The organism is Neobacillus bataviensis, from assembly GCF_019969725.1.
The window spans coordinates 640,780-653,584 of the sequence record NZ_JAHXYW010000001.1 but is presented as its reverse complement, the minus strand read 5'-3'; the positions used below and the strand labels follow the sequence as shown (position 1 = coordinate 653,584).

12 protein-coding genes, 1 pseudogene and 1 riboswitch are annotated in these 12,805 nt (G+C 40.2%); of the genes and pseudogenes, 12 read left to right on the top strand and 1 reads right to left on the bottom strand.

The annotated features are described in order from the left end of the window. The first annotated feature begins 6 nt into the window (after positions 1–6). Complete coding sequence (locus LC455_RS03240; RefSeq protein WP_223588135.1) at positions 7–1,173, top strand: ROK family protein; 1,167 nt, start codon at positions 7–9, stop codon at positions 1,171–1,173. Positions 1,174–1,455: 282 nt separating this feature from the next. Here LC455_RS03240 and LC455_RS03235 read toward each other — a convergent pair. Further along, a pseudogene (locus LC455_RS03235) lies at positions 1,456–1,698 on the bottom strand (alpha-N-arabinofuranosidase); the annotation flags it as partial. Between the two features lie 21 nt (positions 1,699–1,719). On the opposite strand from LC455_RS03235, the gene LC455_RS03230 reads away from it, so the two are divergent. From LC455_RS03230 to LC455_RS03180, 11 genes are all read left to right on the top strand, one after another. Continuing rightward, entirely contained in the window at positions 1,720–2,019 is a 300-nt protein-coding gene (locus LC455_RS03230; RefSeq protein WP_440446373.1) for a hypothetical protein, read from the top strand. A gap of 404 nt (positions 2,020–2,423) precedes the next feature. Further along, a riboswitch (cobalamin riboswitch) is annotated at positions 2,424–2,601 on the top strand. A 142-nt stretch (positions 2,602–2,743) separates the two neighbouring features. Next, positions 2,744–4,366 (top strand): precorrin-3B C(17)-methyltransferase, encoded by a 1,623-nt coding sequence (gene cobJ / locus LC455_RS03225; protein WP_223588133.1) that lies wholly within the window; start codon positions 2,744–2,746, stop codon positions 4,364–4,366. A gap of 9 nt (positions 4,367–4,375) precedes the next feature. Beyond that, on the top strand, positions 4,376–5,152 hold the full coding sequence (gene cobK / locus LC455_RS03220) for a precorrin-6A reductase (protein ID WP_223588131.1): 777 nt from the start codon (positions 4,376–4,378) through the stop codon (positions 5,150–5,152). Further along, entirely contained in the window at positions 5,133–5,807 is a 675-nt protein-coding gene (locus LC455_RS03215; protein ID WP_317851396.1) for a precorrin-8X methylmutase, read from the top strand. The genes cobK and LC455_RS03215 overlap by 20 nt, the downstream gene beginning before the upstream one ends. Continuing rightward, entirely contained in the window at positions 5,782–6,918 is a 1,137-nt protein-coding gene (locus LC455_RS03210) for a cobalt-precorrin-5B (C(1))-methyltransferase (RefSeq protein WP_223588130.1), read from the top strand. Before LC455_RS03215 ends, LC455_RS03210 begins: the two co-directional genes overlap by 26 nt. Further along, on the top strand, positions 6,893–8,089 hold the full coding sequence (gene cbiE / locus LC455_RS03205; RefSeq protein WP_223588692.1) for a precorrin-6y C5,15-methyltransferase (decarboxylating) subunit CbiE: 1,197 nt from the start codon (positions 6,893–6,895) through the stop codon (positions 8,087–8,089). Before LC455_RS03210 ends, cbiE begins: the two co-directional genes overlap by 26 nt. Then, the gene (cobI, locus tag LC455_RS03200; RefSeq protein ID WP_223588128.1) at positions 8,086–8,790 is read left to right on the top strand and encodes a precorrin-2 C(20)-methyltransferase; all 705 of its coding nucleotides are present in this window, start codon (positions 8,086–8,088) and stop codon (positions 8,788–8,790) included. Before cbiE ends, cobI begins: the two co-directional genes overlap by 4 nt. Then, positions 8,790–9,572 carry a precorrin-4 C(11)-methyltransferase gene (gene cobM, locus LC455_RS03195; RefSeq protein ID WP_223588126.1) on the top strand — a complete coding sequence of 261 codons (783 nt, stop codon included), beginning with the start codon at positions 8,790–8,792 and terminating at the stop codon, positions 9,570–9,572. The genes cobI and cobM overlap by 1 nt, the downstream gene beginning before the upstream one ends. Beyond that, on the top strand, positions 9,565–10,701 hold the full coding sequence (locus LC455_RS03190) for a cobalt-precorrin 5A hydrolase (RefSeq protein ID WP_223588124.1): 1,137 nt from the start codon (positions 9,565–9,567) through the stop codon (positions 10,699–10,701). Before cobM ends, LC455_RS03190 begins: the two co-directional genes overlap by 8 nt. Next, positions 10,698–12,083 carry a cobyrinate a,c-diamide synthase gene (locus LC455_RS03185; protein ID WP_223588122.1) on the top strand — a complete coding sequence of 462 codons (1,386 nt, stop codon included), beginning with the start codon at positions 10,698–10,700 and terminating at the stop codon, positions 12,081–12,083. Before LC455_RS03190 ends, LC455_RS03185 begins: the two co-directional genes overlap by 4 nt. Next, a complete protein-coding gene (locus LC455_RS03180; protein ID WP_223588121.1) occupies positions 12,052–12,681 on the top strand; it encodes a precorrin-2 dehydrogenase/sirohydrochlorin ferrochelatase family protein in 630 nt (209 codons plus the stop codon). The genes LC455_RS03185 and LC455_RS03180 overlap by 32 nt, the downstream gene beginning before the upstream one ends. Positions 12,682–12,805: the final 124 nt, after the last annotated feature.

Here is a 12,805-nt window from a genome sequence, read left to right as displayed (position 1 = left end):
GAATAAGTGGAATTAGTAGATCAAAACGATATTAAATTGCATAGCCAAAAAATAATTCTGAGTACAATTATTAAGAACTACCCCATCTCCAGGGCAAAACTCTCGGAAATAACAAACCTGAACAAAGCAACCGTTTCTTTGCAAGCGCATTCATTAATCAAAAAACATCTCATATCCGAAATTGGGATGGGAGTATCGAGCGGGGGCCGAAAACCTATATTGCTAGTTTTTAATAAAAATGCCGGATATGCTATAGGAGTTGAACTTGCGGCAAATTACATTTTATCGATTTTAATTGATTTAGAGGGGAATAAGGTTTTTTCGGACTACTTTGAATTTGTAAACGAGTCAATGGAAACGCTTAATTCAATTTTAATTGAAAGAATTAGGATGGTGGTTAATCACGCACCGGAATCTCCGTATGGCATTATTGGAATCGGGGTTGGGGTTCACGGATTTGTTAATGAGAATCAAACGGTAGTATTTACTCCCCACTCAAATTGGGACAAAGTCGACATAAAAGATTTGCTGGAAGAACAATTTACCTTTCCTGTATTTATTGATAATGAAGCAAATGCCGGTGCATTTGGCGAGAAATTGTATGGTGAAATCAAGAATTCTGATAACAGCATTTATGTAAGCGTAGGAACTGGCATTGGTCTCGGGATCATTGTAAATAACAAGCTTTACCGCGGATCTGATGGAGTTTCAGGCGAAATGGGACATATGAGTATTGAATTCAATGGAAAAAAATGCGGCTGCGGAAACCAAGGATGTTGGGAGCTGTATGCATCTGAAAGTGCATTTTTCAAGAATCTTTCCAAGATAAAAAATGGAGTGGAAATGACACATGAAAAGGCCAATAAGATGATTCTGGAAAACGATCGGGATATATTGATGGAAATAGAAAAATTCGGTCATTTTTTAGGAATTGGTTTAACAAATATGATCAATACTTTCAACCCCGACGCGATTATCTTGAGAAGCAACTTGATTGAGGCTAATCCAATCATTTTAAAATCGATTAAGAAGGCGGTTTCAAAAAGGGTCTCAAGGTATATACCGCTAAAAAATGAGATTTTCATTTCCCAACTCAACAGAAATGCTGCCGCCCTAGGAGCTGCTTCGTTTATGATAAAAAAATTCCTTGTGGATTCCAAGACTTTCAATTAATGAAGGCTCTTTTCGTAACCTTTGTTGCTTTTAGAACTTATTAAGGGTCATTTACAAAGTTTCTAGGCAATTTTCGCAAATGTTCTTACGAAAAGATGCCACGAAGAATCATTTTATACGGGTTGATGAACATATACGAAAAACAACAATCTTTACGAAAATTGCCTTAATGAAAGATGGGTTTGAGACTTTCACTTTCAGGCAACTGTGTTAGTAAATAGCCCTTGGAGGCTAATAAGCCTTTTCAAGGCCTATTTATTGTCATTTATTGACTTTCCATGCTCAGTTAGAGTAAGGATAGATTGTTTGAATTGTTCCGTCTTCATTGTATTTTAGTTCGGTGTATTTAACACAACGTTTATGGTCAACTCCGTCGGATAGGGAGCAGTCATGATAACAAAAATACCATTTATCCTCAAAATGAACAATCGAATGATGGGTTGTCCAGCCAATGACAGGGGTCAGGATTTTCCCTTTGAAAATGTATGGACCTAGAGGATTTTCGCTGATTGCATAAACAATACAATTATTGCAGTATTTATTATATTGTTAGTCTGGTCATTTGCAGGATGGTCATCAGGTGCAACTCAGCAATATAATTTAGCAACGATATCCCCTGAATCTTCAGATGTGCTGTTAGGTCTGAACCAATCGATGATGCAATTAGGTTTTGCGGTTGGTGCAGGTTTAGGTGGATTAATTGTGGGGCAAATATCATTATCCTCCATTACATGGTTTAGTGCGTTAAGTGTTGTATTTGCAAGTATTACAACATTTGGATTATCACGTTTCTTAAATAATAAAAAGATAGTTAACCAAGGTTTTGTGGCACAAAAGCGAGCTTGATCAAATTGGGAGTCTTAAATCGTTATCTTTGCAGATGAGTGAATTAACACGTCCAATTCAAGCAACAGCTAACTTATGTGGCATGCACTTCCTACCTTTGGTGGCTTGTTTTACCTTTACTTTAATGAGTATAGGGGTATTATCAAGGCTAAAATCCCGTTTATAGCTTTTCGTCCCTTTTGTATTCTTAATGACAAGCTTGGTCGCCATTTTATTTTCCATAGCACCTATTTATCAAGAAGAGCTAGAGGTGCTTTGGATGGCTGAAATAGGTTTATGGCAAATCTATATTTGGTTCATTTAGTTTCCAACAAAAGGAGTTGTTCTAAATAAGATTTTATTAATTTTCAAAAAAAAATAGTATGTTAACTTTCTAGATTATATGGTATAGTTATAAAAAATTTAATAAAATACTTTAAATAAGTGCTCACATTTGTGAGGTAAAAGGGAAACTAGTGAAAGTCTAGTACAGCCCCCGCTACTGTAAGAGCTGATGAAATTACAATGCCACTGAGAAATCGGGAAGGTGTAAGAGTAAAAAGAAGCTTAAGTCAGGAAACCTGCTTATTTAAACGACACTTGCTTTTCGGAGGGAGAAGTATAGGCGGGACAATTATACTTATTGTTTTTGTGTTTCAGTATGCTTAATTTATACTGCTATTTCACATCATGCCTGTATTCCTTTTAAAAGGAGTGCAGGCATTTTTTATTTGGAGGTAAGCCTATGAATAAGGGAAAAATTTTTGTTGTTGGCTTTGGTCCAGGTGATCGTGAGCACATTACAAAACGTGCTGTAGATGCCTTACAGCAAAGTGATTGTATTATTGGCTATAAAACATACGTGGAGCTAATTGAACCTTTCTTAAAAGCAAAATCCATTGTCAGTACGGGTATGACAGAAGAAGTGTCACGTGCACAGGATGCAGTAAAGAAAGCTGAAGCTGGCAATATTGTCTCAGTCATATCCAGCGGAGATTCAGGCGTTTATGGTATGGCTGGATTAGTGTATGAAGTGCTGATTGAAAAGGGCTGGACTGAAAAAGAAGGAATTGCGGTAGAAATTGTTCCAGGTATTTCAGCCATTAATTCTTGTGCGAGTTTATTGGGTGCGCCAATCATGCATGATTCCTGCACGATCAGCTTAAGTGATCATTTGACGCCTTGGACTGTAATAGAAAAGCGCATTGAAGCAGCTGCGATGGCGGACTTCGTTATAGCTTTATATAATCCGAAAAGCGGTAGACGGACACGCCAAATTGTAGAGGCGCAAAATATTCTATTAAAATATCGTTCACCTGAAACACCGGTGGGTCTTGTGAAAAGTGCTTATCGTGAAAATCAAAATATAGTGCTGACAACACTGTCTGAAATGCTTGAACATGATATCGGAATGCTGACAACGGTTATTATCGGGAATTCTTCTACTTTTTTTTATGACAATAAAATCATTACCCCTCGAGGTTATCAGCGTAAATATACGTTAGGTGAAGAAAAACAAAGCCTAAAACCGCATCAGCGTTTGAAAAAGGAAGCCGAACCATGGGCATTAAATCAAGAAACAGGGGAAGCGCAAGCTGGTTATGAGCAAATTGAACGAAAAAAACAAGAAGTTAGCTCATTAGATTTGGCTTTAAAGGCTTTATCTATGGTGACTAAAACTGAAATAGTAAATCCATTGTTAGTACAACAAGCAGTTGAAGATATATTTGAATTTGCTGTTTCACCTGGTGTTGCCAATAAATTTATTAAGCCAGACCAAATGCGCGTATTGGCAGAAACTATTGGCGAGACAGGCACCATGGAATATACACCGGATCATCGGTTTTTATTAAAGATTCCAACAAATCAGCCTGAATCGATTGTTAAAAGACTTAAACAAAATGATTTAATTGTCATGCCTGTAGGCGATGTTTTAAATGTAAAAGCTTGTGATTTTTGCTACGGTGAAAAAGCAGAATCGATCCCATATGCAGAAGAAATAGCAGCAAAATTGGGGGGCTTAAAGCTTCCAAAAGAATTACATATTGGTTTCAACGGCTGCGGTATGGCTTGTTATCGGGCAGTATTCGATGATATCGGGATCGTTTACCGCAAGAAAAGATTTGATTTATTTATTGGCGCAAAGCCGGTTGGCCGTACAGCTCATGCTGCTCAGCCAGTAGCAGAAGGAATTGAACCAGATGAGCTGCTGCCGTTATTAACGAAAATTATAGAAGAGTACAAACAAAATGCCCATCCAAATGAACGCCTTTTTAAATATTTTAAAAGAGTGAAAAAAATTCAGTATTTTAACTATCAAGATATGAGCTCCAAAATTGAAGTCGAGCCGGCACCATGTGGAGATTAGGAGGAACACATGATTTTATTTTTAGCAGGCACAAGTGATGCGAGAGCATTAGCCATTCAATTGCAAAATCAAGGCTATCCTTTATTAGCAACAGTTGTCACAGAATCTGCAGCCGAAAGTTTAAATGACCACCATATTCCTTATCAAGTAGGGCGGTTATCAGTTGATGATATGATGGCGCTTATTCAAAAGCAAAAGATGACCTGTGTCATCGATGCCAGCCATCCATATGCGGAAGAAGCGTCGAAAACCGCAATGGCAGCAGCACAAGCATTTAATATTCCCTATATTCGTTATGAAAGGCCAGAAGAGCAGTTTATTTCTCCACTAATTACAGAAGTTGAAAGTTATGAAGATGCAGCTAAATTAGCTCAATCTCATAAAGGAACGATTATGCTGACAACAGGCAGCAAAACGTTGGAAATATTTACGGAATATTTAATGCGTGATGAAATTCGGCTTATTTGTAGAATGCTTCCAAATATAGGGAACATGGAAAAGTGCCATAGGTTAGGCATTAAACAAAAGGACATAATTGCGATGCAGGGTCCATTTTCAAAATCATTAAATAAAGCACTATGTGAGCAATATAATGTGACTCTAATGATTACAAAAGAAAGCGGCAAAGTGGGATCTGTAGATGAAAAAATGACAGCTGCTCTGCAATTGGGGATTCCTGTAATTTTAATAAAGCGGCCAGCGATTGAATATGAAAATTTTTGTACTTCTTTCGAAGAAGTAACTCAACTATTGGGAGGTTTTTTTCATGGCAAACATGAACTTTAATACAAAATTTATTCCTGTAACGGTCGATCCGGACAAGATTTATGATCACAGTTTCGCCATTATCAAAGAAGAGATGGGCGAACATACATTTACAGATGAGCAATGGTTAGTTGTTCGGCGGGTGATTCACGCTTCAGCAGATTTTGAGTTAGGCCGCAGCATGATTTTTACGCCTGATGCCATTGAGTCAGGGATTCAATCCATTTTAGCGGGCCGTCATGTAGTGGCCGATGTACAAATGATTGAAAGTGGTTCTGGCCGCAAGCGATTCCAAAAGCATGGCGGTGACTTGCATTGTTATATTGCAGATGACGATGTCTCAAAGGAAGCAAAGGCTCAAGGAACAACACGGGCTATTATTTCCATGCAAAAGGCAACGCGTTTACATGAAGGAGGAATTTATGCCATCGGCAATGCGCCAACAGCGCTGCTGGAGTTAATTCGTTTAATTAAAGAAGGTGAGGCAAAACCGGATTTAATTATTGGAATGCCAGTTGGCTTCGTATCAGCAGCAGAGTCGAAAGAGGAGTTAGCATTGCTGGAAGGAATTCCATTTATTACGAACGCAGGGAGAAAGGGTGGCAGTACAGTGACAGTCGCAGCACTTAATGCCATTTCGATTATGGCGGATGAACGAGCAAAAGAAACGAAATAAAAAAGACCCTTCACAAATGCGCCACGGCTATACGACAGGAGCTTGTGCAACAGCGATGACAAAGGCAGCATTGCAAGCTCTTGTCGTAGGAAAGGTACCAGATGAAGTCACGATTTATTTACCGGCTGGCCAGTATGCAACATTTAAAGTATCCGCATTTCAAGTGTCAGAAGACAGGGTAATGTGCGAAACGATCAAAGATGCCGGGGACGATCCTGATGCTACGCATCAAGCACGAATTCAGAGTACCGTTAGTTATTCAAAAGAAAAAGGCATTCATTTAGATGGCGGGGTTGGTGTAGGGCGAGTGACAAAAGCGGGACTACCTGTACCAGTTGGTCAAGCAGCGATAAACCCCGTACCACGTAAAATGATATATGGGGTTGTACAAGAAGCAATTGAAAACTTTAAATTGGATTGCGGAATTGAAGTAATTATTTCTGTACCAGATGGTAAAGAAATTGCTGAAAAAACATTGAATGGGCGGTTAGGCATTATCGGCGGAATTTCGATATTAGGGACACGGGGAACAGTGGTTCCATTTTCAAGTTCTGCTTATATGGCAAGTATCGTACAAGCGATTAATGTAGCAAAAGAATCAGGATGTGAGCATTTAGTCATTACAACGGGTGGGCGCAGTGAAAAATATGCTATGCAGCAATATCCTCATTTACCAGAAGAAGCATTTATAGAAATGGGCGATTTTGTTGGTTTTACCTTAAAAAATATTGCACGGAAGAAGATTCCGAGAGTCTCGTTAGTAGGGATGATGGGGAAGTTCTCAAAAGTTGCCCAAGGCGTTATGATGGTTCACTCAAAGAGTGCACCTATTAGTTTTGAGTTTTTAGCAGGTATTGCCAATAAAGCAGGTGTTGATGAGAAGACGCAGCGAGAAATTTTACAGGCGAATACAGCTTCACAAGTTGGAGATATGCTTCAGGGAAACGAGGCATTCTTTGCAGCACTTTGCAAAAACTGCTGCTACTATGCTTTGAATCATATGAATACTGACATCAAAGTGTCGACAACCTTGTATGCCATGAATGGAGACTGTTTAGGAAAGGCTGAGAATATTGACAAATTGGATGAAGATGATTGGTATAGGGGATAATGGCGCGGAAGGATTGCTCCCCCAATATGCTGAGTGGATCAATGAAAGTGATGTACTTGTAGGCGGGGAGCGGCATTTACAATTTTTCCCGGAATTTAAAAAAGAGAAAAAAGTAATCAAAGGCGGTTTGTCAGCATTAACAGCTGAATTACAGCAAGAAACACGAAATGTCGTTATTTTAGTGTCCGGTGATCCGCTATTTTATGGACTTGGCGGTGTACTTGCGAAGAAGCTTCCATTAACAATTTATCCTTATACCAGCTCGGTACAGCTCGCTTTTTCTAAAATGCAGGAAAGCTGGCAGGATGCGTATATTGTCAGCTTACATGGTCGTTCCATTAAAGGGTTTGCACAAAGAATTGATGGACGTAAAAAAATTGCTGTATTAACAGATGAAACGAATTGTCCGCAAGCAATTGCAACATATTTAAAGCGTTTTGGCATGACAGAATATGATGCCTTCGTTGCTGAAAATCTACAAGGTGAAAACGAGCGCTGCCGCAGTTTCACATTGGACGAAATGGAGCAATCCTCCTTTTTTCCATTGAATGTTGTGATTTTAAAACAGCGTGAGGTAGTGGAACGTTCTTCTCTTGGAATTCCGGATGATGCATTTCTTCAGCGAAAGCCGGATAAAGGATTGATTACTAAAAGAGAAATTCGGACTCTTTGTCTACAGGAGTTGGGACTTAAGGAAAATAGCATTGTTTGGGATATAGGAACCTGCACAGGATCTGTTGCGATTGAAGCAGCGAAAATGGCTCGGGAAGGTGCCGTGTATGCAATTGAAAAAAATGATGGTGACCTTAAAAACTGTCTGGAAAATCAATTAAAACATCGTACAGATTTTGTTGCAGTGCTGGGGAAGGCACCTGACCGTCTAGCTGAATTTCCAGATCCACATGCGATTTTTATTGGCGGTAACGGTGGAAATATGGAGCATTTATTGCAAACATGTATTTCACGCTTACAGCCAAATGGACGCCTTGTTATGAATATTGCAACGATCGAAAATCTGGCAGAAGCGCTGCAGCATCTAAAAATATTAGGCTGTGAAGTATCGATATTACAGGCACAAATTTCAAAAAGTAAGCCAATCTTAAATTTAACACGATTTGAACCGTTAAATCCAATCTATATAGTGACAGCAAAGAAAGGAAAAGAATCATGAGAATAGGAACCTTATTTGGATTAGGTGTTGGGCCAGGAGATCCAGAATTAATCACAGTAAAAGCATTTCGCAGATTGCAGGAAAGCCCGGTCATTGCTTATCCCAAAAAATTAAAGGGCAGTAAATCTTATGCCCATCGTATTGTTGAAGTTTATATTAATCCGGCAGAAAAAGAGATGCTTGGTTTGGTATTCCCCATGACAAAAGATGAAGATACCCTGCGTACTGAGTGGACAAAATCTGTTGAAACTATTTATAGCTATTTAAGTCAAGGAAAAGATGTAGCTTTTGTAACTGAAGGGGATCCGATGCTGTTTAGCACATTTATACATTTAATGAACTTAATGAAATCAATGTACCCTGATGTTCCAATTGAAACGGTAGCTGGCATTTCTTCGTTTAATGGTTCTGTTAATCGCTTAGGGATTGCATTGGCTGATGGTGATGATCATGTCGCCATGATTCCTGCTACGGAGGATATGGAAGAAATGCGCCGAGTAATTGAAAACCACGATGCGATCGTCTTTATCAAAGTAGCAAAAGTTATAGATGCAATGCTCAATCTACTGGAGGAAATGAATTTGTTAGAAAAAACACATGTCGTTACAAAAGTTACATCTGATGAAGAGATAATTTGGAAGATCAATGAACTACGGGGTGCAGAATTAAATTACTTGTCATGTATGGTGGTGCGCAAATAATGAAGAAAATTTGGATTATCGGAGCAGGTCCGGGAGATCCGGATTTAATCACGGTGAAAGGTCTAAAGCTATTAAAAGAAGCAGATGTTGTGATGTATACTGATTCACTCGTAAGCGAAACGTTAGTAGCGGAAGCGAAGGAGTCGGCAGAAATTATCCGCACAGCAGGGATGCATCTTCAGGAAATGGTGGATTGTATTGTCGAGCGTGTCAATGCAGGCAAAAAGGTTGTACGTTTACATACAGGCGACCCGGCGATGTACGGTGCAACGATGGAGCAAGTGGCAATGCTGAAGCAGCATGATATTAGCTATGAAGTTGTTCCAGGTGTAAGTTCTGTTTTTGCATCTGCAGCAGCAGTTGGTGCGGAGCTGACGATTCCTGATTTAACTCAAACGCTCATTTTAACGCGGGCTGAAGGGCGTACACCTGTGCCAGAGCTAGAAAAATTACAGGCACTGGCAAGCCATCACTGTACGATAGCAATGTTTTTAAGTGCGACATTAACAAAGAAAATTACCAAAGAATTACAGGAAGCAGGCTGGGCAGATGATACACCAGTTGCTGTTGTGCAGCGTGCTTCGTGGCCTGACCAAAAAATTGTGCGGACAACACTGGCTGAATTAGATGAAGCAATGCGTGTCAACGGCATTCGCAAGCATGCGATGATTCTAGCAGGCTGGGCATTAGACCCGCATATCCATGAAAAAAATTATCGTTCGAAGCTCTATGACAAAACCTTTACTCATGGCTTCCGCAAAGGTGTGAAAGCAAATGATTAGTTTACGTGAAGGTGAAATTCCTGTTATTGTAAAGCGCAAACCATATGCCCTCGTTGCCATAACGAAACATGGGGTGGAACATGCAAGAAGCTACGCGGAAAAATTTCCGTATGTGGACCTTTATTATATGAAGAAATTCGAGCAGGGTGACGAAGAAACGCGCCAAATTCAGTTATTTGATGGTACGGTTCGCCTACTATTGCCCGCATTGTTCCAGCGGTATAAAGGAATCATTTGCATCATTTCCCTCGGTGCTGTCGTCCGCATGATTTCTCCGCTTTTGATTGATAAAAAGAAAGATCCTGCCGTGTTAGTGGTGGATGATAAAGGTCAGTATGTCGTCAGCGTATTATCGGGGCATATTGGCGGTGCCAATGCCTTAACCCATGAATTTGCAAAAGCGATTGATGCTGCACCAGTTGTAACAACAGCTTCAGATGTTCAAAAAACGATTCCTGTGGATTTATTTGGCGCCCAATTTGGGTGGATGTGGGATAGTGAAGAAAAATTAACACCTGTTAGTGCATCGGTTGTCAATGAAGAGCATGTTGCGATTGTGCAGGAAACGGGTGAAAAAAATTGGTGGATGTACGATCGCTCAATGCCTGACAATTTAAAAATTTATCCAACGATAGATGAAGCGATCATGGCAAAGCCACAAGCGGCACTGCTTATTACAGATCGTTTAATTGAGGCACATGAAAAGGTGCTGCTCGAGAACGGAGTTGTGTATCGTCCAAAATCAATTGTACTTGGCATTGGCTGTAATCGTGGTACGGCAATGGAAGAAATTGAACAAGTCATAGATGAAACATTAGCTGAGCTGTGTTTAAGTAAAAAAAGTGTCAAAGCAGTTGCGACCATCGACTTAAAGAAAAACGAAACAGGCCTGCTTGAATTAACTGCTAAACATAACTGGCCGTTTGTAACTTACACACCTGACCAGCTAAATGAAATACCGATGCAAAACCCATCAGAAACAGTCTTTAAATATACAGGTGCATATGGGGTCAGTGAGCCGGCCGCATTGCATTATGCGAATGCGAAAGAGTTACTGCTGGAGAAAAAGAAAAGCGGAAATGTGACTATATCGATTGCACGTGTCAATTTTGAGGAGGAAGTACGATGAATCGATTTGTTCTAGCCGGCACAGGAAGCGGTGTTGGAAAAACAACATTCACAATTGGCATCATGCGTACGCTTATGAAGCGTGGATTAACAGTCCAGGGCTTTAAATGCGGCCCGGACTATATTGACCCAACGTATCATACAGCAGTCACAAAACGCCCTTCTCGTAATATTGATAGTTTCATGATGTCCCATGATACAGTCCGTGCAATTGTCGCAAGAGCGAGCCAAGATGCAGATGCAGCTATTATTGAAGGAGTGATGGGCTTTTATGATGGAAAATCCCCATTATCAAATGAAGGATCTGCTGCTCATATTAGTGAGATCACAAATAGTCCCGTCATTTTAATTGTCAATGCAGCAAGTATGGCAAGAAGTGCGGCTGCGATTGTCAAAGGATTTCAAATGTTAGAGGAAAGCTCCAATATTGTTGGTATTATTGCCAATCAATTAGGAAGTAAAAGCCATTTTGAAATTGTCAAAGCAGCAATTGAACAAGAATGTGGAATTCCCGTCATTGGTTATTTGCCGAAAGGAGCTGTACCAATGATGCCAAGCCGTCATCTAGGTTTAGTACCAGCCATAGAACGTGGTGATTTAGATTCATATTTTGATAGTCTTGCAGAAGCAATCGAAGAAACAGTGGATGTTGAACAACTGCTGGAAATTACAAAAACACAACCATTAGAGGTTTCTGAATCTATCTTTGATGCACAGCCGCAAAGACAAGAAGTACATATTGCAGTTGCAAAGGATGCCGCCTTTAACTTCTATTATGAAGAAAATCTAGAATTACTCCGTACATATGGTGCCACATTGCATTACTTCTCTCCTTTACAAAATGAGGAAGTTCCAGAAAATGCGCAGGGGCTTTATATCGGCGGTGGTTTCCCGGAAGAGTTTGCTGAAGCATTGGGGAAAAATGAGGAAACGAAGCAATCAATAAGAGCCGCGCTTGAGCAAGGGGTACCAACATTAGCGGAATGCGGCGGTTTTATGTATTTAACAGAGGAAATTGTGAATCGTCAAGGACAGGTATTTCCGATGCTCGGGATCATTCCAGGACGTGTGCGGATGCAAGATAAATTAGCGGCACTTGGATACAGGGAAATTACGGGTGTTCCTGGCAACTTTCTAATCAATGCAGAGGAGCAGGCAAAAGGGCATGAGTTCCATTACTCAAGGTATGAAGGGGAGCATACATCACCAGCTTATTTTAGTAAAGGCCGTTTTCGTGCTCAGAAGGAAGGTTATCTACATAAAAATATTGTTGCTGGCTATACACACTTTCATTTTGCTTCGAATCCACAGCTTGTGAAAAATTGGCTGAAAGCATGTTTGGAGGTAAACAATGAATTATTTCCCACTATTAATGAATATTGACTATAAAAAGGTTGTTATTGTTGGGGGCGGACATGTAGCGCGTCAAAAGGTAGAAGCGCTGCTGCCAACAAAGGCACTAGTAACAGTGATAAGCCCAGCTGTAACCGAAAAATTGCAGCAATACATCAATGAAGGGCTTGTGACATGGAAAGAAAAAGCATTTGTACCAGCTGACTTAGATGATGCAGCACTGATTTTCGCCGTTACAAATGACGAAGAGGTAAATAATGCAGTGGAAGAAGCGGCACAGCATTGGCAATTACTAAGCCGTGCGGATGCAAAAGGACGCGTTGATTTCATCAATCCAGCAGTCGTTCGCCGTGGTGATTTCGTATTGACTGTATCGACGTCCGGGGCAAGTCCAGGCCTGACACGCCAAGTAAAGACGGATTTAGAAGAGCAATTTGGAGTACATTACACGCAGTATGTTTCATTTTTAAAGGAAGCGCGTCAGCGAATTTTACAATTGTTTACGGGGGATGCGAAAAAACAGCTATTAGCAGAGCTCCTGGATCCACAGTTATTACAATGGATGGAGCAGGGTGAAAAACAAAAATGTGAAGCGTGGCTGGAGCAGCGTATAGGAGAAAATCGGTGAGGATGCTGATTTTGTGTCAACGATTGATGCCATAAAATATTATTATTCTGATCAGGATGTCAAAGCGATGAAGGGGCTTGTGTTTTAAGCACCCAGGACGCCATGTTAAAACATAAACTGGTAC